Here is a 23,057-nt window from a genome sequence, read left to right as displayed (position 1 = left end):
GCTTCACAGCGCGTCGGGGACTTGAGAAGCATATGGGATGTCGGGAGCTATCGCCAAAACGGTTTACGGAGCGTCGGACGGGGAGCCCGGAGAGGACTCCGGGGAGGCGTCGGGGGGCGGCTCGGCCCCCGGCCGGTTCTCCTCCGGGAGGTGGCGGCTGACCTCGGCCGTCGTCAGGCCCAGGCCGCCCAGCGTGATCTCGTCCCAGGCCTGCAGCCGCTTGGTCGTACGGTCCAGATAGAGCACCGACGTGCGGACCTTCTCCGGCTTGTCGTTCTGCAGCGCGCGCAGTCCGCCGCCGCCCGACGAGCCCTCGATCCTGAGCCGGGTGCCGTACTCCATGACCTCGTTCTTCCGGTTGTGCGTGTGCCCCGCCAGGACGAGCGGGACCTCGCCGTCGGTCTCGCGGGCCGCCACCGGGTTGTGCGCGACCGCGATGTCGACGGGGGTGCCGGCCCGCTCCTGGTCGCGCAGGGCGGAGGCGAGCCGGATGCCCGCCATGCGTTCCGCCGGGTCGCCCTCGGCCGCCACCGAGCGGTCCGGGGTGAACTGCGGATCGCCCGTGCCCGCCACTCGCAGACCGCCCACCGTGACGGCGCTGCCCTCGTCGAGTACGTGCACGCCCTTGAGGCCGCGCAGGTACCGCTGGGTGACCGCCGAGTCGTGGTTGCCGCGGACCCAGACGTACGGGGCGCCGAGGTCCGGGATCGGGTCCAGGAAGCTGTTCTCGGCGCCGGTGCCGTGGTCCATGGTGTCGCCGGAATCGATGATCACGTCGATGTCGTACTGCTCCACCAGCGAGCCGATGATGTGCCACGACGCGGGATTGAGATGGATGTCGGAGACGTGCAGCACCCGCGTCGTAGCGGGGTCCGGCTGGTACGTCGGGAGGGTCGAGGTCGCGTCGTAGAGCTTGGTCACATTGGTGACGAGCCGCGCCAGTTCCTTCTGATAGACGTCGAATTCGGCGACGATGCTGCGCGCGTTGCCGACGACGGAGGGCGCGGAGGAGAGCAACCCGGAGAACTTCGGCTCCAGGACCGACTTGGGATTCCAGGTCACGTACGCGCTGACGCCCGAGGCCGTGAGCAGGGCGAGCGCGAGGCCGCCCGCGGCGAGTGCCTTGCGCGGGCGGCGGTAGACGGCCAGCCCCAGCGCGGTGGCCCCGGAGACGACGGCGACGCAGGAGCGCACGGCCAGTTCGGTGGCGCCCGCGGAGACGTCACCGGTGACCTCGCCCTGCAGGCCGGAGAGGCGCTCGGGATGCTCGACCAGGGCCTGCGAGCGGACCGGGTCGAGCTGGTCGACGTCCACGTCGAGGCGGATCGGGGCGATGTGGGTGTTGAGTTCGAGCGCGCCGAGCGGAGAGACGTTGATCTTGGTGCCGCCGGACAGCGAAGGGCGCAGCGTCATGCTGGTGTCCATCGGGCCGACCGGCGTCCGGACGCTGCCGACGATCAGCAGCCCCAGCCAGGCGCCGAGCAGCACCACCGCCGTCAGGCCGAGCGCCCGCTCGTAGGGGTGCGGGGCGTGCACGAGGGCGCTGGTCGGGGAGGCGCGCTGGGAGCGGTAGTGGCGTCGTACGCGGACATACGTGGCACGGAAAGGGTCTCGGGCCATTGCTCCCGTATTCCCTTGCGGAAGGCTCCCTAAGCGGAAGTCGGCGACAATGGGCCCGTGCTGGAGATGACGCGTGAGGAGTTCGAAGAACTGGTCGCCGAGGCCCTCGACCGGATCCCGCCCGAGCTGATGCGGCTGATGGACAACGTCGCGATCTTCGTGGAGGACGAGCCGCCGAAGGACGAGCCCGAGCTGCTCGGGCTGTACGAGGGGACGCCCCTGACCGATCGCGGCGAGTGGTACGCCGGTGTGCTGCCGGACCGGATCAGCATCTACCGGGGTCCGACGCTGCGGATGTGCACGTCGCGGGAGGAGATCGTCGCGGAGACCGAGATCACCGTGGTGCACGAGGTGGCACACCACTTCGGCATCGACGACGCGCGGCTGCACGCCCTGGGATACGGGTGAGCCGGTGAGCGCGGCGGGTGTCACGGGCGGGCGTCCGCGATGAGTGACGCGATCGATCCGGACGTCGATCTCCGGGTGCCCGCGCAGCGCGCCGAGACCAGCGGGCGCGGCAAGTGGCTGGTCCTCGGGGCGATCTCGGTGGGCGGCGCGCTCGGGGCGCTGGCCCGGTACGGCGCGGCGGTGCTGTGGCCGGGGAGCGTGTGGATCACGTTCGGCGTCAATGTGCTGGGCAGTGCGCTGATCGGCGTGCTGATGGTGCTGGTGAGCGAGCGGGGCCGGGGACACGCGCTGCTCCGGCCGTTCCTCGGGGTCGGCGTGCTGGGCGGCTTCACGACCTTCTCGACGTACGCCGTGGACGTGGCGCGGCTGCTGGAGGAGGGCGCGGCGGTCACCGCGATGGCGTACGCGGCCGGGACCTTCGTGGCCGCGCTGGGCGCGGTGTGGCTGGCGGCGTCGGTGACGCGGTCGGTCGTGACGCGGACGGCGGCCCGGTGAGGGCGCCGGCCGTGGCGCCGGAGGGGGGCGCATGACCTGGGTGCTGGTGGCGGTCGGGGCCGCGGTCGGCGCGCCCCTGCGGTATCTGACGGACCGTGCGGTGCAGGCCCGGCAGGACTCGGTGTTCCCGTGGGGGACGTTCGTGGTCAACACGGCGGCCTGCCTGGTCCTTGGGCTGCTGACCGGCGCGCTGATCTCCTCGGCCACGTACGCGCTGCTGGGGACCGGTCTGTGCGGGGCGCTGTCGACGTACTCGACCTTCTCGTACGAGACGCTGCGGTTGGCCGAACGCGGCCGGAAGCTGTTCGCGGCCGCGAACGCGACGGTGTCGCTGCTGGTGGGGCTCGGCGCGGTGTTTCTGGGCGTGGAGCTCGGGCGGTGGCTGCTGCGGTAGCGGGGCCGGGCCGCTCCCCGCGCGCCGTCGTGGGCTGCCGCCGTCGCCGCGTGCTGAGGCGGGCGGGTCGCTGTGGTGCCCGGCCGCTCCGGTCGTCGTGCGGGGCCGTGGCCGTCGAGCCGTGGTCTCCGCGCGCCCCGGGGAGTGACCCGTGCGGTAACCGATGGGCCCGGCGCGTGTCCCTTGCGGGTGAATGGGAGTTGGACAGGTGAACCCCGTTCGCCGTGCCCCGGAGGTGCCGCCCAGTGCGCCAGTTGAACATCCCTGTCCGATTGGCCGCCGCCGCGCTCGCGGTGGCGGCGTCCGCAGGCTGCATGAGTGTGGGCGACGAGGAGGGCAAGCCCTCGCCGACGCGTCCCGCGGCGCGGCAGGGGACGGTCGCCGAGGTGGACGCCGACTCCGGGTCGTCCGGCACCGAACAGGGGCGTACGGGCGGACACGGGGCCACCAGTGAGGGCGGCAAGGACGCCAAGGGCGGCAAGCACGGCAAGGGCGGCCCGCGGGACGAGGGCACGGACGCCGGGCCGGGCGCATCGACCGGGCCCACCGCCGACCCGCCGGACAAGGGCGCCGGGACCGGCGACGGCGTCACCCGGCCCAGGCCGCCGCGCCCCGGCACACCGACGCCGACGGGCGGCGGGCCCACCCCGCCCAAGCCGCCGGTGACGCAGGAGCCTCCGACCCCGGAGCCGCCGCCCGAGCCGACCCCCGAGCCGCCGACGACCTCGCCGGGACCCTCGGCTTCGCCGGCGGCCGACATGAGGGCCGCCGGGATGGGCGAACAGCGCTTCAGTTCACGCGAGCCGACCGCATCACCGCAGGTGGGACCGGTGTAGGAGGGCCGGTTTGCCATAACCGGGGGAGGGTGCGTATGGTTATAGATCGTTTGATCCCATTGCCCGGCGCCACTGAGTTCTCGCAAAAGACGAGAGCAAGAGCGCCCCGTGGCGCGTACTCTCCCTTGCCGTGCTTGACCGCATTGAGGCGGTCGAATTGCGATTCACGGAGTTTGGGCGCGTGCCGAGACTCCGGAAGGTTTCGCATTTCGTATGTCCATTTCCAGCACTGACCGCACCGCCATGCCCGAGAACGAGTCGGTCGACCAGACCGCCGACATCATCGAGGCTGTAGACACCACCGCGGACACCACTGCCGCGGACACCACCACCACCGACGCCGTCGTGGACGCAGCCGACGAGATCATCGAGGTTGTCGAGATCGCGGAGGCCGCCGAGGTCGTCGTGGAGGCCGACAAGGCCACCGACACCACCGGCAAGACCGAGGCCGTCCAGGCCGAGGCCACGGACGACGCGGACGCCGAACCGACCGTCACGTTCGGCAGCCTGGGTCTCCCCGACAGCATCGTGCGCAAGCTCGCTCAGAACGGCGTCACCGCGCCCTTCCCGATCCAGGCCGCGACCATCCCGGACGCCCTGGCCGGCAAGGACATCCTGGGCCGCGGTCGCACCGGCTCCGGCAAGACCCTCTCCTTCGGTCTGCCGCTGCTGACCACGCTGTCCGGTGGTCACACCGACAAGAAGAAGCCGCGCGGCATCATCCTCACGCCGACGCGTGAGCTCGCGATGCAGGTCGCGGACGCGCTCCAGCCGTACGGCGACGTGCTCGGCCTCAAGATGAAGGTCGTCTGCGGCGGTACGTCCATGAGCAACCAGATGTACGCCCTGGAGCGTGGCGTCGACGTCCTCGTCGCCACCCCGGGCCGTCTGCGCGACCTCATCAACCGCGGCGCCTGCTCGCTGGCGGACGTGCGGATCGCCGTTCTCGACGAGGCCGACCAGATGTCCGACCTGGGTTTCCTGCCCGAGGTCACCGAGCTGCTCGACCAGATCCCCGGCGGCGGCCAGCGGATGCTCTTCTCCGCCACCATGGAGAACGAGATCAGCACGCTGGTCAAGCGCTACCTGACGAACCCCGTCACGCACGAGGTCGACAGCGCGCAGGGCAACGTCACGACCATGACCCACCACGTCCTCGTCGTGAAGCCGAAGGACAAGGCGCCGGTCACGGCCGCGATCGCCGCCCGCAAGGGCCGCACGATCATCTTCGTCCGCACCCAGCTGGGCGCGGACCGCATCGCCGAGCAGCTGCGCGAGTCGGGCGTCAAGTCCGACGCACTGCACGGCGGCATGACGCAGGGCGCCCGTACCCGCGTTCTTGAGGACTTCAAGAAGGGCTACGTCAACGCCCTCGTCGCCACCGACGTCGCCGCTCGCGGCATCCACGTCGACGGCATCGACCTGGTCCTGAACGTGGACCCGGCCGGCGACCACAAGGACTACCTGCACCGCTCGGGCCGTACCGCCCGCGCCGGCAAGTCCGGCGTCGTCGTGTCGCTGTCCCTGCCGCACCAGCGCCGCCAGATCTTCCGCATGATGGAGGACGCGGGCGTCGAGGCCTCGCGCCACATCGTCGCCGGCGCCGGTGTCTTCGAGCCGGAGGTCGCCGAGATCACCGGCGCCCGTTCGCTCACCGAGGTCCAGGCCGACTCCGCGAACAACGCCGCCAAGCAGGCGGAGCGCGAGGTCAAGGACATGGGCCGCGAGCTGGAGCGCATCACCCGCCGCGCGACCGAGCTCCGCGAGGAGGCCGACCGTCTGGTCGCCCGTGCCGCGCGCGAGCGTGGCGAGGACCCGGACGAGGCCATCGCGGAGATGGCGAAGGCCGCCGAGGCGGAGAACGCCGCCGTGGCAGCGGCTGCCGCCGCTGTGCAGGAGCGCCAGGCCGCGGAGCGTCGCGACGAGCGCGGCAACTTCGAGCGTCGTGGCAACGACCGCGGTGGCTACAAGGGCAACAACGACCGCGGTGGCGACCGTGGCGGCTACAAGGGCCGTGACGACCGTGGTGGCAGCAGCAGCCGTCCGGCGTTCAACCGTGACGACCGTGGTGGCAGCAGCAGCCGTCCGGCGTTCAACCGTGACGACCGTGGTGGCAGCAGCAGCCGTCCGGCGTTCAACCGCGATGACCGTGGTGGCAGCAGCCGCCCCGCGTTCAACCGTGACGACCGCGGTGGCGAACGTCGTGACGACCGCGGTGGCAGCAGCCGTCCGGCGTTCAACCGTGACGACCGTGGCGGCGACCGTCGTGACGACCGCGGTGGCAGCAGCCGTCCGGCGTTCAACCGTGACGACCGTGGCGGCGACCGCGGCTCCCGTCCGGCCACCGGTGGCGGCTTCCGCGCCGGCGGCTCCGACCGCCCGTTCAACCGTGACGACCGCGCGGCCCGTCCGGCCACCGGCGGCGGTTTCCGCGCCGGCAGCTCGGACCGCCCGGCCAGCCGCCGCGACGACCACCGCGGCAGCAGCGGCACCGGCACCGGCTCCTTCGGCCGCCGCGACGAGAAGCCGCGCTGGAAGCGCAGCTGATCAGCAGCTGATCAAGCGGGCAGGCGGCGCGAACCGCCGGCCCACCAGGTTGCCGAATCACTGAAAGCGGGCCCGTTCTCCACGAACGGGCCCGCTTTTCTGTGCCCCCGAACACCGGTCAACCACCGCCCCCGGCCCGGTAGTTACCGGCCGTCCGCCGCAGCCCCACGGGTCCGCTCCGGGGTCGGCGGGAGCCGCGACGGGCCCGGCGACCGATACCCGATCGGCTGCCGGGCTCGGTGCGACTATGCTCAGGGGTGCCTTGCCGAGGGCCGTTAGCTCAATTGGCAGAGCAGCGGACTTTTAATCCGTTGGTTGTGGGTTCGAGTCCCACACGGCCTACCTGATGCAGGGCGGGGTTTACCCCCTCTGACCTGCTACTTAGCGCCTCGATCGGCTTCGGCCGGTCGAGGCGCTTCGTCGTTCCCGGCCTCTTGCGTGAGCGATGCGTGAGCGGACGGCCCGACAGCAGCCGCTACGGAGGGGGCCTTACGGGCACGTGGCACCAGGGCAGCGGCGGCTTCTGCCGCGGATTTGTCGACCTCCGGCAGCAGACTCGTGTACGTGTCCGAAGTCAGCGTGATGGTGGAGTGGCGCAGCGTCTCCTTGATCGTGTGCAGATCGCCGCCCCCGCCGTGGGTGAGAGTGGCCGCGACGTGACGCAGATCGCGCAAGGTGATCGGCGGGAGATCCGTGGTGGCGAGGATGCGTCGGAACGTCTCGGAGACCGTCTCAGGGTGCAGCCAGGAGCCGTCCTCGCGGGTGAAGACCTTGCCGGTCTCGTTCCAGGCGGCGCCCCACTTTTCCCTGGCGCTCAGCATCGCCTTGTGGTGCTCTCGCAGAAGGGCGACGTTGACGCTGTCCAACGCGATGGTGCTGGCACTGCCGTCGGTCTTGGGGGCGGACTCGTAGGGGTCCCAACCGTCGACGACGATCTCCTTGGCCGGGGTGATCAGGCCGGCGTCCAGGTCGACATCGGTCCAGTTCTGGCCAACGGCCTCGCCACGGCGGAGACCGCGAGTGCCCACGAGGTGGAAGAGCGCGTACAGCCGATCGGATTCAGCTGCGTCAAGGAAGGTTCCGAACTGCGTCGGCGTCCAGACCATCACTGGTGAAGGCAGTTCACTCGTGGCTCGCCAGCGCTCCACTCGCTGAGCAGTCCAGAGGAGGGGCTTCGGGCGTTTGCCGGACTCCAGCTCGACGTGGGAGGCCGGGTTGAAGGTGATGTACTGCTGGGCGATCGCCGAGTTCAGAGCCGCTCGCAGGGTGCGCCGGATGCTCTGCTGGGTGGCGGGGCCGGTGATCTTCCGGAACGGCTTCATCTCGGCGAGTTTTGCCCGCTCGACGGCGAGCCGTGCCCGTTCGGCTGCGACGGGGCGGCCGGGCTTGCTGGGCTTGCACCTGGCGATCTGCTCGCGCCGTTCGAGGTTCTCCGCCTGGATCACCTCGTTGGCGTCGGCTATGTCGTCGTACATCTCCACCAGGTGGCCGACGTTGAGGCGGTCGAGGCGGACATGGCCGATGCGCGGTTTCAGGTGGACGCGGATATGCGAGGCGTACCCGTTGAGCGTTGTCTTCCGTGACTTCTTCGCAGCGAGCCACTGATCGAGCCACTCACCCACCGTGCGCCGACCGATCAAGTCCAAGCCCGCCCGGAAGCGCCTGCGGGTGTCCTCGATGTCGGGCAGCGGAGCTTTCTCGTCGGCGACCTGTTCGAGCAGCCCCGCGATCCGGTCAAGGTCGTGATCATCGTCCGAGTCCGCGATGGCGACAAGGGCTCGTACGTGGTCCAGATCGACCTGCGCAGCCTTCAGCGTCTCGTAGCCGGCGCGGTTGAAGGATCGGCGGGTGCCGTCTTCGTGTGGCGGGAGCTCCTGGCGTATGGAGTAGGAGCCGTGCTTGCGGCTGGTGAGCTTGGGGCACTTCTTGCCGAGCGGCTTGCTGGTCTTGGGGTCGCGGCAGTAGCAGCGGCGGTGGGTGGAGCCCTTCAAGGGCGTTCCTCCGTGGTGGTATCGGGGGCCCATTCGGGCGGGTCGACGTCGTGGAGTGCGGGTGGGAGGTCGGGCGGGACGGCTCCGTCGTCGCGGAGGTCTCGGCGGAGGTAGCGGAGTTTGTACTTTGCGGAGACGGCTCGGTCGGCGTATGTGGTCCGCTTGCGTTCGGCTTCTTCCTGCTGGGCGCGGCTGGTCGCCGTCCTCGCCGCGAACCGGGCCTGCTCCTGTTCGTCGAGTGCGGCCAAGGCGGTGCGCACAAGGCTGGTGTGGGCTTCGAAGTCAGGCACGAGGCCCGGGTCGTGTCCGGGCACTTCCTGTTCTCCGTTGAAGCGGCGCAGGGCGTCCCAAGTCGGCACGAGGCTCTGGAATGGGAGTTCCTGGGTCCGGTCGACGTAGCCGACAGGGAAGACCAGGCAGGCCGGGTACGTCTCCAGGGCAGCCGCCAAGACGATGACGTCCACCAGCGGGAGGCCGGCCCGGCGCCCCGACTCCATGTTGGCGATCACGTTGCGCGGGATGGGATGCCCGAGCTCCTCGCACCGGTCGGCCAGTTCCTGCGCGCTCCACCCCATCTCCTTCCTTCTCCGGCGGACCTCACCGGCCACGTTTGCTTGGACCCGGTCCACCCACTCCGGGAAGTCGTCCTCTTCATTATCGAAACCACTTTGTGTCATGCAGACACATTAGCTTGAGGATGCTGATTGGTGGACGCCTGGAGACGGACGGGATGACCGTGTTCGCCGATGGCTGTACCGAAAGGGATGGCGCATGCGCGAGAACACCACAGAGGGGTCTCCGAAGGGGATGAGCCGTGAGGATCTGTTGGCCCTTCCGGTGGCTGTTGACCTCGAAACCAGCAACCGCGCCCTGGGGCTCGGGCGGAGCAAGGGGTATGAGCTGGCGAAGCGCGGTCAGTACCCGTGCAAGGTTCTGCGCCTGGGCAACGCGTACCGGGTGGTGACCGCGGACCTGTTGAACCTGTTGGGCCTGGCCGCATGAGAGGGCACGTCCATAGCAGACGGTTCTGCGCTGAGCTGACACAGAAACGCTGGACTGTGGACAGACGTGGACGTACTGTCCGTGTTCCCTCGCGGTGCCCAGACGCTCGCGAGAAGGGGGAGGGCCCCCGGCGATGCAACGCCGGAGGCCCCGAAACTCCCCAGCGATCCGATGCGAACCGACCCGGCGGCCAGGGCATACGAGCCCGCCACCGCCAGACAAGGAGCTGTCCGGTGCAACCGGAGAACCCCGAGCGCTATTCCACTTCCACCCTTGGTCAGGCGATCTGGCCCACCGCAGCCATCCCGGGCCAGCCGGGCACCCACCTGCTCGCCGCGCAGGCCGACGACGCCGATCCGAGCCAAGGCGGCGATGCATTTGCCAGCGGCGTCGAGGGGGAGGCGGCGGCGCCGACCGGCCTGGAGGCGATACCCGATGCGGAGGTGTCGTGCGGGTCGATGCTGCTGGATGAACTGCTTGCGCAGATCGCCACGTTCGTGATCCCGCCCTCGCCCCAGGCGCTGGATGCGATCACGTTGTGGGTGGTGGCGACGCATCTGCAGCCCGCTTGGCAGCACGCCCCGCGCCTGGCGGTGGTGGGACCGGCCAAGCGGTGCGGCAAGTCGCGGCTGCTGGATGTGCTGACCGAGACGGTCCACGAGCCGATGATCACCATCAACACCACACCGGCGGCGATCTTCCGCTCCATCGACGGCGAGGAGCCGCCCACGCTCCTGGTGGATGAGGCGGACACCATCTTCGGCCCGAAGGTGGCGGAGAAGAACGAGGAGACACGGGGCCTGCTCAACGCAGGTCACCAGCGCGGCCGTTATGTGACGCGGGTGGTCGGTAACGACCACACCCCGCACAAGTTCGCGACCTTCGCGATGGCGGCGATCGCGGGGATCGGTGACCTGCCCGACACGGTCATGGACCGGTCGGTGGTGATCCGTATGCGGCGTAGGGCCGGGGGGGAGGAGGTGAAGCCTTTCCGCTCGCGGCGCGATATCCCGGTTCTGCGCGAGCTGCGCGACCGCCTCCACTCATGGGCCCGCACGTTGCTGGAGGAGGCCGCCGACTTGGAGCCGGACATGCCGGTGGAGGACCGTGCCGCCGACACATGGGAGCCCCTGGTGGTCGTGGCCGACCTGGCTGGTGGCAGCTGGCCGCGCCGGGCCCGGGTGGCGTGCGCGTGGATGGTGGCCGCTGAAGTGGCGGCTGAGGAGGACCATCCCAGCGGGGCGCGGATCCTCGCCGACATCCGCCGGGTCTTCTTCGCCCAGCGCGAGGTCGACAGCCTGTCCACCGAGGACCTCCTGCACCACCTGCGCCAGGACCCCGAGGCCCCATGGGCCGAGTGGGGACGTAGGGGCCTCGATGCCCGTGAACTGGGCAACAGGCTGCGTGAATTCGACATCAGGCCCGGCAACGTGCGCATGGCCGACCGGACTCAGCGCAAGGGCTACATGCGCAACAAGTTCCTCGACGCCTGGCGCCGGTATTGCCCCACCGTCCACCCCGTCGACGCCGACCCCGTTCGCGGCGAGGGCTGAGCCCCCCGCCCCCGGTTGCCGTCCCTGCCGTCCCTGCCGTGATCTCGCAGGTCACACGGCATGCGTCCGAGACGGCAATCGGGCTCAAGACGGCAACACGATCATGACCGCGTGGTGCCCGTCCAAGACACCGCCCCCATCCGTCTTGCAGCGTCCCTGGCGTATCAGCGCAGGTCACAGCCCTGCTCGCCGAGACGGAAGACGCAACTTCACCGTCCCGGCCAGAAGGGCCACCCCCAGAGGGGGCTCAGGTACGACGAACCGTCTGAGCCTCCTCGTAGGGGGCCGAAGACGCCGGCAGCACCCCCAGGACGGCAGAGCGGGGCTACTGCCGTACCCGCCCTGACCTGCGCTTGCAACGGCCAAGACGGCCAAGACGCACCGCACCACTAGCCCCAGGAGGATCTAGCTTGACCGCCCTTCCCCTCTCCAATCCGCCGCACCATCAGCCGTCGGACGATCGGCCCAGTGATGGGCAGCCGAAGGAAAAGACCCATCGCGATGCCGAGCAGTACGTGCTTGGCGCGGCCGGCTTCGTCATCGTCGCCTTGACCGCCGGTGCGTTCTGGCTCTCCTACGCGCACCTGGCCGGCGTCGCCGGCCAGCACGGGCTCGGCAGCAGCCCGATCCGCCGCTGGGCGTGGCCCGCGACTCTGGACGCGTTCATCATCGCGGGCGAACTGCTCATGCTCCGGGCGGGACTGCGCCACGTCACCGACAGGTGGGCCATCGCCGTCACCGCCATCGGGTCGTCCGGCTCCATCGCGCTGAACGTCGCCGGGGTCAGCGGCACGGGCAACCCCAACGCTGTCCCGCTCCTGGACTATGTGGTCGCCGCGGTTCCTCCGGCCGCCGCGATGGTGGCCTTCGCCGTACTGATGCGGCAGATCCACCAGCTCGTCGAACACCCCACCGGTCACCCGAGCCCCAGTTCCGTGCAGGCGCCGGAACTACCGGTCACCGCACCCCGCCGGCCCGCCGAGCCACCGGCCGAACCTGTCGAGCTCGCGGAGCCACTGGCCGCCGTGTCCGCCCGATCGCCGGAACCACCGGCCGAGGTTGCGGAGAGCAAGCCGCGCGGTGGTCGCCCGCCCGGCGCTCCGCTCGAACAACTGGTGGAGATCGGCAGGGCAGCTGCCGCTGAGAAGGGAAAGCTGACCCGGGCCATTGTCCGAAAGGCAGTTGAGGACAAGGAACTGACCATCGGCAGTGAGCGGCTGACCGAGGTGACGGGCATCCTGCGGGCCGAACTCGAAGCCGCCGCAGCGAGCGGTCCGGCCAGCACCTGACCAGCTCCTACTGGGTGACCGGAACCTCCTTCCGGTCACCCGGACAGGCGGCCGCTGCCCTACGTGCCACCTGCTCATCCACACCTGTGGACAGAACGGAGGTCACCCGCACTCCGTCTGCTTTACCCGCCTCTTCCGGAGACCTGCCCATGGATCACGACCCGCACTACCGCGAAGACACCTCTGAAGAGCCGATGCAGCTGACGAAGTCCTCGACACTGGTGGGACGCCTGATAAAGGCGTTCGGAAAGACAGCTCCTGGCGGAGCCAGTAGTACCCCGAGTCCGACTCAAGGCCGGATTGGGGGGTTCTCCGCCCCGGGGGTGGCGGAGACGGTCCGGCGCCAGGGGGCGCCGGGCCAGGAGGTCGGGGCCGAGGGCGGCCCCGACCCGGACAATCTCCACACCGTGCAGCAGCAGATCCTGCGCCCCGCACGCGAAGACCAGCCCGCCGCCGACGAACCCGCCGCGCAGAGTGTTCAGCCCACGATCCGCCGCTTCACGGGCAACAAGCGCACCGACCGCGTCGGCCCCCTGCGCTTCACCGACGCCGAGCGTCTCCGCCTTCAGGAGACCGCTACCGAGCACGGCTACAAAGGCGAATCCGGTTTCGCCGCCGACATCGTCCTCGCCTTCGTCGCCGGACGGTTCACCGCCAACCTCCCCCTGTCCGAGGACCGTCGCCGCACGCACATGTTCCGCGCCCAGGTCCTGCGTCAGCTCAACCGCATCGGCGTCAACGTCAACCAGATCGCCCGTGCCCTCAACAGCGACTACACCCCGCCCGACATACGCCAGCGCCTCGACGAACTCCACTACCTGCTCACCCTGATCGCCGAAGCCCTGCGCCAACCGACCGACCGACCCGACGGAGGCGTGAGGCCGTGATCGCAGCTATCAAGCCTTCCGGGTCCAACACCCGCGGTCTGCTCGCCTACCTCTACGGCCGTGGAACCCACGACGAACACCTCGACCCGCACATCGTGGCCGGCTTCGCCATGCTCGGCATGCCCGACCCCGGCCGGAACGAGAACGCGACCCTCACCGAACTGGGCCGGTACCTCGATGAACCTGTCGGCCTGCGAAATGGCGAGTTCGGCAAGCCGGTCACTGACCACGTCTGGCACTGTCCCGTACGCGCCGCCCCCGAGGACCGCTACCTCTCCGATGCCGAGTGGGACGAGATCGCCCAGCGCATCGTCGCCGCCGCTGGCATTGCCCCCGCCGGTGACGACCTGGCGTGCCGCTGGATCGCCGTACGCCACGCGGAGGACCACATCCACATCATCGCCACCACCGTCCGCGAGGACGGGCGCCGCCCCAAACTCCACGACAGCGGCATCCGCGTCGGCGACGCGTGCCGTCAGATCGAGAAGGACTACGGCCTGCGGCAGCTGAGGAAGGGCGACCGCACCGGCACCCGCCGCCCCACTCAGAGTGAGATGCACAAGGCCGAACGCCTCGGCTGGGAACAGACCAGCCGCGAGTGGCTCCAGGACCGCATCCGCGCCGCCATCCCGCACGCCACCAGCGCCGAGGAACTCGTCGCGTACCTCGAAGCCGGCGACGTCCAGGTCAAGGCACGCCGCGGCCCTTCCGGAGACCTCCTCGGCTACGCGGTCGGCCGCCCCGGCGACCTCAACAAGGACGGCGAGCAGATCTTCCACCCCGGCGGAAAGATCGCCCCCGACCTGTCACTGCCCAAACTCAAAGCCCGCCTGGAAACCACCGTGCCGGAGGAGCACCCCACCGCCCGCCGCAACCGGCCCACCACCCCCTGGCAGCGGGCCACCGAAGCCCTCGACACCCTCCACACCGAGATCACCGACACCAGCACCGGCGACAGCGGTGACGCCCGGGCCCAGGCACACATCACCGCCCTGGGTGAACTGATGGAAGCCACTGCCCAGAAGGCTCCCGCGGACCTACGCGGCCAACTGCAAGCGGCCAGCAAGGCATTCGGCCGTGCACAGCGCTCACAGATCCGGGCAGAAGACCGCGCCGCCCACGCCCTGCGGACCGCAGCCCGCGACATCGCCAACACCGCCACCGGCCCCGACGGCAGCACCCTCGCCGCCCTCGTCGCTGCCATGGTCTGGGCCGCCCTCCTCGCAGGACGCTGGCACGAAGCCAAGGGCCACGCCCACCAGACCGACGCCGCCCGACAGGCCCTCCAGCATCTCCAGACCGCCGCCGACAACGCCCTCACTCCCACGCTCACCGGACTCGAAGCCCGCCGACCTAACGAGGAGACCCGTCGCACCCTGGCCAGCGACGTACGCGCCGCCGTTCCTGAACACGCTGACCGGATCCTTGCCGACCCCGGCTGGCCCGCCCTCGCCACCGTGCTCGCCGATGCCGAAGCCGGCGGCCACAAGCCCCACCAGCTCCTCAAGGAAGCCGCCGCCAGGCGCGAACTGACCACCGCCCGCCAACCCGCCCGCGTCCTGATCACCCGCATCCAGCACACCAGCCGAAACCCCGCCCCCAACCGCCGCGCCGAAGCCGCCCGTCAACGCACCACCATGACCTACAACGCCACCCAGCAGGCCCGAAGCTCACAACCGGCTGTGATACGTCCCGTGGGCATTGACCAGCCCCACCGTCACCGCCAATAGAACCACCAAGTAACAGGGCGGCCGAGAGCCCCGAACACCACGCGCCCGGGGCGGCGGACGCAGTGTTCGGGGCTACCGAGTTCATCCACACCCGGCTCCGCACCATGACAGGGAGCGAAGCCCGGCAGCGGTGAAACGCACCAGCATCAACGACAGACCGCCCGAGCGGACACGCACTGCCGTCGCGGGGTTGTGGTGGCTGGAGCGGCCGGATGAAGAGGCCATCCACCTGTTCGGGCTGGGGCCGCGTAGGAGGGGCAAAGGCAAACGGCGGGGCGACTCGTTCGAATTCCGGGCAGAGGCAAAGCCTGCCCGAGTTGCCGGATCGGCGTACGGCTTCCTGACCGTGCCCGAGCCCAACCCGAACCGGGCACCGGCCAAAGCCGTTCACGCCCGCCGCCCCAGAAGAGCGCCCCAAAATGGGCGCACAAAACGCACTCGATGTGCACACGGCCTTGCTTGACGATCTATCAGGAGCAACACAACGATGGGAATTAAGTGCCCATCGACCACAGACCAACAGGGCAGCGTAATCAATGAATCTCGGGGAACTCATGCGTACTCTCTTGCGGCGTCGTACCGCCACGGCAGCTACCGTGGCCGCCTTGTGTCTTTTCGGAGCAGCAGCCGTACCGGCCCAGGCCGCGGCGAACCCCAACCCGATCGACTGGAAGGTGTACTCCACTCACTTCGGTCCGGATGGTGAGGACCTCCCGCTCCGCGTTGGGCAGAAGGATGCCGGAAGCATCGACGGGTTTGGCAAGCGGCACATCGAGTCGGGCCACGGGGATGAGATTTCGAGCTGGACCAACATGAAGAAGGACATCGACAAGACGCTGGATCGCGGCAAGTGCGTACCCAACGGCAGCAAGACGAACTGCACCTTGAAGAGCAACACCTTCTCCAACACCCGAGCCGGTGCGATGAAGGTTGTATTCACCGAGCGAGTGGACTCCAAGTCCAAGGATCACCGGCCCGTAGGCATCATCACGGCCTACTATTACGACTGTGGATGCTAAGGACAACGTGCCAACGGTCGCCATGTACCAGCAGTACCTCGAAGAGTTCCGCTCCGAGGTAGCCGACAGCCTGCCCTCCGAGCTAGCCCAGCACGGCGCGACGCTGACTGCACTCTCGTTCTTCGACAATGAGGACGGCGTCTGGGTCGCAGCCAAAGTCGAGCTACCGGGCCAGCAAGAGCCTTGGACCCGAAGCCGACTGATCATCCCGGAACAGGGACCGGACAAGGACGCCTGGCTAGCCGGAACGATCTTCTCCTCAGCACTGATCAAGGAACTGGACACACGGTAGAACCACGGGAGCAAGATGCCTCGGCTATCCGCGTAGGCGGATAGCCGGGGCTTTCCTCGTGACCAAGGCGACTCCGGCTGTCAGCCCGACGCTCCGCGCGGGTCAGTCGGCGGTGTGGATGCTGTTGTGATCGACCTGGACAGACGTGTCGCCTCTCGCGCAGTGGGGCGGCCGTGAGGCACCAGGGGCGCGGTAGCAGGCCGAGGACGGCGAGTCCGGCCAGAACCAGCAGGGTGGCGCCCGTCGCCGGGGCGGGGGTTGCCGGGGTCGCGATCGCTGGCAGGGGCCCAACGCTGGACGACCTTGGCAGGATCATCCTGGCGGTGATGGCACTACCGAAGGTCGGACCGACGTTCATGGCGGTCTGCTTGAGCCCGCCAACGACCCCGGCGTGCCCGGGCACGGGTGTCACCCACGACGGTCCCGGTGGCGGTGACCATCACGCTGGCGAACCCTGCGCCGAGGACGACGAGGACGACACCGGCGATCGCGATTCGGCGCGGTCCGTACCTGCGTAGCGCGGCGCCGGCGACGAGGGCGCCGAGGACCATGAGCGCGGTCAATGGAATGCCTGGGCGGAGGGACGGTCCATCAAGCTGCGCCGACGGAACAGGCATCCACATTTACACGGGCGCGCGGCACGAGCCGGGCTGCGGCCTCGCCAATCGCCGCTTGGGAAGCAGGGTCGTGTACGTGTCCGCCGTGATGGTGATCGAGGAGTGGTCGAGCATCTGCTGGTTCCCACAGGGCTGTGGGACGTCCAGCCGCTTCGTCCGATCGCCGGCTCACGGGGCGACGGTAGGAGCATGCACAGCGAAGGCGTCGTTGTGCCAGGTCGACACGTACTTTGGCCGGAAGAGCATTGCTGCTGCAACCAGCGGGCTGATACTCATGAAGATCCTGTTGTCAGTGGTCTGAGCGATGCTGAGCCCAGCTGCAGGTACGTATCTGCCAAGAGATGCACGGGGGTTGCTGTGACGGGGTGGGACATCGCGCCTGCGGGGGTGCAGTCAGTGATCTCTCAGGTGAGAGAGGCTGCCGACGGCATGAGCGCCGGGATCCGGCTGTACGGGGCAAGCGTTCAGGCGGCGATGGAGTCGGCGGGCACGCTGGCGTTCGGTGGAGAGAGTGCCGGAAGCGGTGGCCCGGCGACCGGGCTGGTGGCGGTGGCGCTGGGGCAGTTCGTCCAGGGGACGGAGACTGACGTGGCGTTCTTGCCGCTGCGTGCCAGGAACTCGGCGAACGGCGCCATCGAGGCGACCAATGCGTACCTCGCCGGGAGTCTGGAGCAGGCGTGGAACGCCCAGCGGCAGGCGGTGTTGGCGCCTGACGTGACGGCGTTTCTGGAGGCGGCCCGCAGGCGGGCGGGCGAGAGGTGATCAGTCCGGAGAAGATACCCACCTTCACCGGTGACCTGGTCGAGCTGCAGCGGGAGATCACCGCTCTGCGGCGAGCGGCGAATGCGATCAGCGAGCACGGCAGCGATGTCCACACCCGCTTCCAGCACCTGAACGCCTCGTACAAGGCTCCTGAGGCGGGGCAGCTGCTTGCCACCACGCAGGCGGTGCAGGACACCTCCGGCACCTTCGCCGGCCGGCTGGAGACGGTGGCCGGGGCGCTCGAGACGTACACGCTCGAAGTCGCCGGACTCATCAAGCAGCTGGAGATGCTGCGTCGGCGGGCGGCGGTGTTCGTGGAGTCGGTCAAGGACGACGAGGGCCCGTTTGAGAGCTGGCGGAAGGACGAGGACAAGGTTGCCGAGCACCAGGCGATCTGGGACGGGGTGAACGCGGCGACCGCCGCGTTCCAGCAAGCCGAGGTGACCTGCGCCGACAAGATCACCGCATTGGTGGACGGCACCCAGTGGCACATCAACGACGGCAGTCCCAAGCAGAAGGACGCCTACGGCTTCAACGCCGAGCAGCTGGCCCAGGCCGATTCCCTTCCGTGGGGCAGTCCGGAGCACCGCGAGATGCTGCCGTTCGGGATCGACTACCACCTGGAGCAGGTGGGGATCAGCGTGTGGGACAACGCTGTCGGCTCGGTCGAGGGGCTGATCGATCTCTTCAGTTCCGGTGAGGAGGGAGGTGCTGCCCGCGAGGGACTGTTCCGGGTGATTGTCGGCGCTGAGGGCTATCTCCTCGACCCGCACGGCGACCGGAAGGACCTCTCGCCGTTCATGAAGAAGCTGATGGACGACAGCAAGCCGCATGCCAAGGAGTTCGGCAAGTCGTTCGTCGCCTGGGACGACTGGGGCACCAACTCCGGCAAGGCAGTGGGCACGATCATCTTCAACGGCCTCACCCTGGGCGCCGGACCATTGGGCGCGGCCTCGAAGGTCGGCTCGGCAGCTGGCAAGGCGGGCGCGGCTTCCCGCGTGGCCGGCACCCTGGCCAGGGTCGGCGAGGTCCTGGACCCGATCGGCGCGGCAGCCAAGACGGTCGGCGTCGCCGCTCGCACCCTGCCCAGGGTCGCCGACCTCACCGCAGGGGTCCGCGCCGCCACCGCAACCGCGGGCAAGACGCACAGTGTCATCGAGTTCCCTGACGGCTCCCAGCTCCGCGTCGAGGACGGCCAGTTCACGCCCGGCAGGAAGGGAGTGCCCGACACCACGCCAGCTCCCCACGAACCGGCCGCCGCCACCCGCACGCCTTCGAGTGAGGCTCCCCGTCGGCACGAACTGGTCGGCGCGGGCGCGCGCGCACCCGAAGCCACCGGGCATACGGGCGACAACCTGCCACCCAACGCTAGCCATGATGTGTCCAGCGGGGCTGGTTCTCACGACAGCCCCTCGACCCACAGCGGTCACGCGGGCGTAGGTGACCAGCACGGACGTCGCGAAGCCGGGGCAGGGTCATCTTCCGGTGGCGGCCACGGAGCCGATACCCCGGATTCCGGCTCTTCGGCGCACTCAGACGCCACACCCCCTGCGGATGGCGGCGATGGCACCGGGCATGCCAATGACGGCCACGGCGGCGGCGAGAACCCTGGCCCTACACCCTCAGGCCCCATGGATCGAGGGGGCGATGCCGAGCACCAGCTACGCGAGGGAATCCGCAGCATTCCCAAGAACACCATGAAGCCCAAAGTGATCGAGAAGATCGTGGAAAGGCTGGGGGAGTCCCCTTCGGGGCGTGAAATCGCTGACATCATCAGTTCCGGCCATCTGTCCCAGTCCCCCGGTTTTAGGGACACCGTCTCCATGTTGGGTTCCGGCCGCCCTGACCAATTTCCTCGGGCCGTGGACCAGCTCCGGCTTGGCGACCAGTTCTACAGAAGCGGCCTGCACCACATCGAGTTCGAAGTCAAGAATCCTGCGATCAAGGCGGACATCGATGTGCGGGTGACAGATGACACAGGAAACAGCTTCGGCTACCAGATGAAGCGGCTCAACAATCCCAAGAACCCATTTGACTCGATTGCCAAGCCGGACAACCTGGGGCAATTGTCAAAGTCTGTGGCCGACCATAAAGTCATGCTCATCGACGGCCAGGGATCAGTCGCCGAGTGGGAAGCTCGAGGGATTCCGGAAGAACTCCTGCAAGTACACAGAGGCGAGCACCCGTTCAAGAGTGAGAAGGGGCGTGGCATCCTGTTCGTACTCCGGCTCGACGACGGTACGATCATTATCCCGCCGGGCTCCAAGGTCGACCCACGAGGTGTTCTGTGATTACGACGACCCCTGTCGGAAGCTGGTCCTGGGAGACCAAAACGCAGACCTCCGACGATGACCTTGCGACACGGTGCACACAAGGGGTTCTCAACGCCTGGATCGTCCTGCGCGCACGCGGTCTCGCCGAAGGCAACGCGCGCGCCGACCTCACCGTCCGAGCCAAGGATGATGACACCGTCCTGCTCGGCCTGAAGAGAGTGCACGTAGACCTACAGAGCGCTCTCTCCGGGAATCAGTTCTTCAGCAACCTGCCGACCGTCGACTGGAATCGTGTTGGCGTGGTGACGATCGACCTCTCAACGCCTGGCGCCAGCCTCCGAGCCGGCCAGCCGCGTCACGTCGAAAAGCTCTTCACGATCACTGTTGACGCGTGGGCGAGCGGTGCGGGAACTCTGACACTTCACACGTTTTCCGATGCCTGGATGTCCCACGACCTTCGCGGTCACAAGCAGCCCGAGGTGCAGGAGGAGAACGCTCCACGCCTTAAGTCCGCTCTCGCTGCCATCGAGCAGCTGACGGAGGCTGAGACCATTCCCTCGGACCCCACTTCGTACGGCATCCCAACCGAGGACGGTTTCGAAGACCTTCCGGACGAAGACCCGGACCTGCTGGATTCCTGGTACATGTTTGAGGTCCCGCGCCGAACTGAGCAGATTCAGGCGAAGCTTCCACGGACCGCGGTGTCATTCAGAATGGAGACCAACTCGCCCGTCGAGTTTTTCGAAGTGGCTGTCGGCGGTCGCATTGTCGGTTACCTGTGGGCAGCTGACGGCGACGACGCCGCAGGGTACGAGCCGCGTACCCCTGCTGGCGATGAGGCGCTCGACACCGGACCCTCATGGCTGGCACGCCTGAGCGAGGCAAAGAAGCGCGGGCTTTCTCCGTCCCAGGCGTTGCGTGACCTGTCAGCGTGGCCCGGCGACTCACAGGCCGGGACCATCGTGTCCGCCTCACTGCGAGAAGCCTCCTCACTGGAGGATCTGCAGGAACTCTCGGGACGCGAGTGACCACCCGCCGAATGGCCAAAGCAGTGAGCGCGAAGAGCAGGACGTCATCGCCCTCACCCCGGAGATGCCGGATGCCCGCAGTGTGCTTGCCGGGCTGTTCGCCGGTGGCCCCGATCTTCGGGTAAGCAGCAGCGCCGACGGGGCTGTCATCCAACTGCGCACGCCGAACGGACCCACATTCCCGTAAGGAAAACCATGTCGAAATTTGATGCGTGCGCCGCGGGAATGCGGTTCCTGGTTCTGGGACCTCTACAAAGTTGCCGCACCGGGTCTGGATTCAGCGCTTTCGACGGTGGCACGGATGAATGAAGTGCTTGTTCGGCTTGGGCTTCTCGTTCCCGCCAAACTTGAGTACCGCTGGCACGTCTTGGGCGTCGGCACAAGCGGCATCACAAGCAGTCTCGAGCTCACTAAACCTCTGGGAGACCCAAGCATTCCGGAACGACTGCTCGGCATGCGCCCCATCGGGTTTCCCACCGCGGAAATCGGTGACATTCACGTCATTGGCGCAGGGACATGGCTTGACGCGACAGGAAAGCCTCAAAAAGAGATGCAGCTGCTCAATTTGTCCGTATCTCCGGCTCCTGTCGGCCTCTCGGCCGAACTGTCCGTGCATCACGACATTTAGGGCTGGTACGACCTCTCGGGCCGTCTGCATCCTGAGGTCTACCGCTACAACGCACCACGGCTCGCGGCAGCCTTGAAGGAGCTCGGCAGTCTGCTCGGCGTGCCCCCCGAACCGGGCGAGCCCACCTACTTCGGCACCGCCACGCCTGAAGGGCTGGCAACGCCGAATGCGTACGACGATGGCTTGGGACCCAATCTCACAGGCAGACTCTGATTCGACCAAGCCGACTCCCTCTGACGCTGACGGCAGTCGACCACCGCTGAAGGATTTTCGTGACACAGGACGTCATTGCCCTCACCCCGGAGATGCCGGATGCCCGCAGTGTGCTTGCCGGGCTGTTCGCCGGTGGCCCCGATCTTCGGGTGAGCAGCAGCGCCGAGGGGGCTGTCGTCCATCTGCGTACGCAGGATGGGCGTTCCGTCGTGACGGTCGAGGTTCCGCTGTTCGTGCAAGTGCCGGGTGAGGTGCGCCGGTTGCTCGGTGCGGGGGCAGGAGCCGAAGCGCCGGTGTGGTGGACCGAGGTGCGGGCGACCACTGCGGTCGCGGAAGCCGAGCGGCTGGCCGGATCGATAGCCGGGCGGCTGGCCGCTCGGCTGGGCGGGTCCACCTGGCCGGCCGACGCAGCGCACACCGGCGTCGTCGCCGTTCCCTCCGAGGACGGTGGCAACGCCGTCGACAGCCCGCTTGCCGTCGACGTCCTCACGCCCCAGGCCGCCGTGATCCTCCAGGACCGTCCGGTGGTCGCCGCGACCACCTGGCTCACCGACCTGATACAAACCAGCATCCCGTCGGGACGCGAAGTGCAGATCGTCACCCCGCCCGGCACGCGGCTGACCCTGCCCGTCCGCACCCTGCTGACCAAGGTCCCGGCCCGCTGGATCGTCCGGGACCCCGACTGCGGCTACTACGACGGTCTCACCGGTGCCGTACTCCACTGGCACGAAGGCCGCTTCACCCAGGCCCTCACGTCGGACGGCCGCACTCCGATCTCGGACGCGTTCCACTCCGGCGCCGGCGGGCAAGACGAACAGCAGCTTCACCTCTCCATCCGCACCACCCACCCCGCCGTCGAAGAACTCCTCCTCGGCAGCGCCTTGGAAGCCGCCTGGCAGGCCCTCACCGGCAACCCACCCGCCGGATGGTCAACCGCCGAGCCCGTCAACCAGCCCTGGTCACCGAGACAACTCACCGAACTGGCCCGCACCCGAGCCAAGAAGGCCGCCCCCACCTGGCTGGTCGCCGTCGGAACCCCCGACAGCCCGGCGATCGCCACCTGCCGCATCATCCGCACCCCGGCCGGAGTCGAGGAACACATCACCCTCGCCGTCGGCCACACCCCAGACCGGCCCCCGCCCCTCGACACCCTTCCCGTACTGGCCGAGACCCTCGCCGCCCGGCACAACCTCACCTCAATGCTCACGCACCTGCGCCCCGGCCGCGCCGACCTGACCACCCCGCCCCACCACGAGCCGCCCCCGGTCCCGCTCTCCTTCACCCTCGGCCCCGACGCCGTACACACCGTCGGCCGCACCCACGCCGAATCCTTCCAGCGCCCGCGCCCGACGCGCCTCGGCCCCGCAACGCGCTCCGCTCTGCACTACACCCTCGGCAACGGCACCGACCCCACCGCCTGGCAACATCTCCAGGACCTCAACAACCACCTGAAAAGCCGCCAGTGAAATTCCG

The 23,057-nt window shown here is 68.7% G+C and carries 20 protein-coding genes, 1 tRNA gene and 1 pseudogene; 18 read left to right on the top strand and 4 right to left on the bottom strand.

What is annotated here, in order from left to right; translation table 11 throughout:
• Positions 1-63: 63 nt before the first annotated feature.
• Positions 64-1,620, bottom strand: a complete 1,557-nt coding sequence (locus tag ACLLJJ_RS16705; protein WP_434591825.1) for a metallophosphoesterase family protein — start codon at positions 1,618-1,620, stop codon at positions 64-66.
• Between the two features lie 57 nt (positions 1,621-1,677).
• Here ACLLJJ_RS16705 and ACLLJJ_RS16700 point away from each other — a divergent pair, with 57 nt between their 5' ends.
• The 6 genes from ACLLJJ_RS16700 (at position 1,678) to ACLLJJ_RS16675 (ending at position 6,642) form a co-directional block, all read left to right on the top strand.
• The gene (locus ACLLJJ_RS16700; protein ID WP_283519346.1) at positions 1,678-2,028 is read left to right on the top strand and encodes a metallopeptidase family protein; all 351 of its coding nucleotides are present in this window, start codon (positions 1,678-1,680) and stop codon (positions 2,026-2,028) included.
• Between the two features lie 39 nt (positions 2,029-2,067).
• On the top strand, positions 2,068-2,523 hold the full coding sequence (locus ACLLJJ_RS16695; RefSeq protein ID WP_434591822.1) for a fluoride efflux transporter FluC: 456 nt from the start codon (positions 2,068-2,070) through the stop codon (positions 2,521-2,523).
• 31 nt (positions 2,524-2,554) lie between these two features.
• Positions 2,555-2,917, top strand: a complete 363-nt coding sequence (locus tag ACLLJJ_RS16690; protein WP_434591820.1) for a fluoride efflux transporter FluC — start codon at positions 2,555-2,557, stop codon at positions 2,915-2,917.
• Between the two features lie 254 nt (positions 2,918-3,171).
• Positions 3,172-3,753, top strand: coding sequence for a hypothetical protein (locus ACLLJJ_RS16685; RefSeq protein WP_434591817.1), 582 nt, complete (start codon positions 3,172-3,174; stop codon positions 3,751-3,753).
• Positions 3,754-3,996: 243 nt separating this feature from the next.
• Positions 3,997-6,300, top strand: coding sequence for a DEAD/DEAH box helicase (locus ACLLJJ_RS16680; protein ID WP_434600440.1), 2,304 nt, complete (start codon positions 3,997-3,999; stop codon positions 6,298-6,300).
• Positions 6,301-6,569: 269 nt separating this feature from the next.
• Positions 6,570-6,642 (top strand) — tRNA-Lys (locus tag ACLLJJ_RS16675).
• A 35-nt stretch (positions 6,643-6,677) separates the two neighbouring features.
• Here ACLLJJ_RS16675 and ACLLJJ_RS16670 read toward each other — a convergent pair.
• Both ACLLJJ_RS16670 and ACLLJJ_RS16665 read right to left on the bottom strand, forming a co-directional pair.
• Entirely contained in the window at positions 6,678-8,291 is a 1,614-nt protein-coding gene (locus ACLLJJ_RS16670; RefSeq protein WP_434591814.1) for a site-specific integrase, read from the bottom strand.
• Positions 8,288-8,968 (bottom strand): transcriptional regulator, encoded by a 681-nt coding sequence (locus ACLLJJ_RS16665; protein ID WP_434591811.1) that lies wholly within the window; start codon positions 8,966-8,968, stop codon positions 8,288-8,290. Before ACLLJJ_RS16665 ends, ACLLJJ_RS16670 begins: the two co-directional genes overlap by 4 nt.
• Positions 8,969-9,062: 94 nt before the next feature.
• On the opposite strand from ACLLJJ_RS16665, the gene ACLLJJ_RS16660 reads away from it, so the two are divergent.
• The 7 genes from ACLLJJ_RS16660 to ACLLJJ_RS16630 all read left to right on the top strand — a co-directional run bounded on the left by ACLLJJ_RS16660 (position 9,063) and on the right by ACLLJJ_RS16630 (position 16,063).
• The gene (locus ACLLJJ_RS16660) at positions 9,063-9,293 is read left to right on the top strand and encodes a hypothetical protein (RefSeq protein WP_434591808.1); all 231 of its coding nucleotides are present in this window, start codon (positions 9,063-9,065) and stop codon (positions 9,291-9,293) included.
• Between the two features lie 233 nt (positions 9,294-9,526).
• Positions 9,527-10,846 carry a DUF3631 domain-containing protein gene (locus tag ACLLJJ_RS16655; protein ID WP_434591806.1) on the top strand — a complete coding sequence of 440 codons (1,320 nt, stop codon included), beginning with the start codon at positions 9,527-9,529 and terminating at the stop codon, positions 10,844-10,846.
• Positions 10,847-11,256: 410 nt separating this feature from the next.
• Positions 11,257-12,135, top strand: coding sequence for a DUF2637 domain-containing protein (locus ACLLJJ_RS16650; protein ID WP_434591803.1), 879 nt, complete (start codon positions 11,257-11,259; stop codon positions 12,133-12,135).
• Between the two features lie 323 nt (positions 12,136-12,458).
• Positions 12,459-13,022: a MobC family plasmid mobilization relaxosome protein gene (locus ACLLJJ_RS16645; RefSeq protein WP_434591800.1), complete on the top strand. Its 564-nt coding sequence runs from the start codon at positions 12,459-12,461 to the stop codon at positions 13,020-13,022.
• Complete coding sequence (locus ACLLJJ_RS16640) at positions 13,019-14,752, top strand: relaxase/mobilization nuclease domain-containing protein (RefSeq protein ID WP_434591797.1); 1,734 nt, start codon at positions 13,019-13,021, stop codon at positions 14,750-14,752. The genes ACLLJJ_RS16645 and ACLLJJ_RS16640 overlap by 4 nt, the downstream gene beginning before the upstream one ends.
• Positions 14,753-15,306: 554 nt before the next feature.
• The gene (locus tag ACLLJJ_RS16635; protein ID WP_434591794.1) at positions 15,307-15,771 is read left to right on the top strand and encodes a hypothetical protein; all 465 of its coding nucleotides are present in this window, start codon (positions 15,307-15,309) and stop codon (positions 15,769-15,771) included.
• Positions 15,761-16,063, top strand: coding sequence for a hypothetical protein (locus ACLLJJ_RS16630; RefSeq protein ID WP_434591791.1), 303 nt, complete (start codon positions 15,761-15,763; stop codon positions 16,061-16,063). The genes ACLLJJ_RS16635 and ACLLJJ_RS16630 overlap by 11 nt, the downstream gene beginning before the upstream one ends.
• A gap of 190 nt (positions 16,064-16,253) precedes the next feature.
• Here ACLLJJ_RS16630 and ACLLJJ_RS16625 read toward each other — a convergent pair.
• Positions 16,254-16,632, bottom strand: a pseudogene (locus ACLLJJ_RS16625) (MFS transporter); the annotation flags it as partial.
• 150 nt (positions 16,633-16,782) lie between these two features.
• Here ACLLJJ_RS16625 and ACLLJJ_RS16620 point away from each other — a divergent pair.
• The 5 genes from ACLLJJ_RS16620 to ACLLJJ_RS16600 all read left to right on the top strand — a co-directional run bounded on the left by ACLLJJ_RS16620 (position 16,783) and on the right by ACLLJJ_RS16600 (position 23,050).
• Positions 16,783-17,442 (top strand): DUF6507 family protein, encoded by a 660-nt coding sequence (locus tag ACLLJJ_RS16620; protein WP_434591788.1) that lies wholly within the window; start codon positions 16,783-16,785, stop codon positions 17,440-17,442.
• Positions 17,439-19,733: a hypothetical protein gene (locus ACLLJJ_RS16615; RefSeq protein WP_434591784.1), complete on the top strand. Its 2,295-nt coding sequence runs from the start codon at positions 17,439-17,441 to the stop codon at positions 19,731-19,733. Before ACLLJJ_RS16620 ends, ACLLJJ_RS16615 begins: the two co-directional genes overlap by 4 nt.
• Positions 19,730-20,743 carry a hypothetical protein gene (locus ACLLJJ_RS16610; protein WP_434591781.1) on the top strand — a complete coding sequence of 338 codons (1,014 nt, stop codon included), beginning with the start codon at positions 19,730-19,732 and terminating at the stop codon, positions 20,741-20,743. The genes ACLLJJ_RS16615 and ACLLJJ_RS16610 overlap by 4 nt, the downstream gene beginning before the upstream one ends.
• Before the next feature lie 301 nt (positions 20,744-21,044).
• Positions 21,045-21,371 (top strand): hypothetical protein, encoded by a 327-nt coding sequence (locus ACLLJJ_RS16605; RefSeq protein ID WP_434591778.1) that lies wholly within the window; start codon positions 21,045-21,047, stop codon positions 21,369-21,371.
• A gap of 272 nt (positions 21,372-21,643) precedes the next feature.
• Entirely contained in the window at positions 21,644-23,050 is a 1,407-nt protein-coding gene (locus ACLLJJ_RS16600; protein WP_434591775.1) for a DUF6177 family protein, read from the top strand.
• The last annotated feature ends 7 nt before the right edge of the window (positions 23,051-23,057 follow it).

This window comes from Streptomyces sp. A5-4 (assembly GCF_051131715.1).
GTDB lineage: Bacteria > Actinomycetota > Actinomycetes > Streptomycetales > Streptomycetaceae > Streptomyces.
Note: the sequence above shows the minus strand (reverse complement) of the source record. Positions and strands in the feature narration are given on the sequence as shown.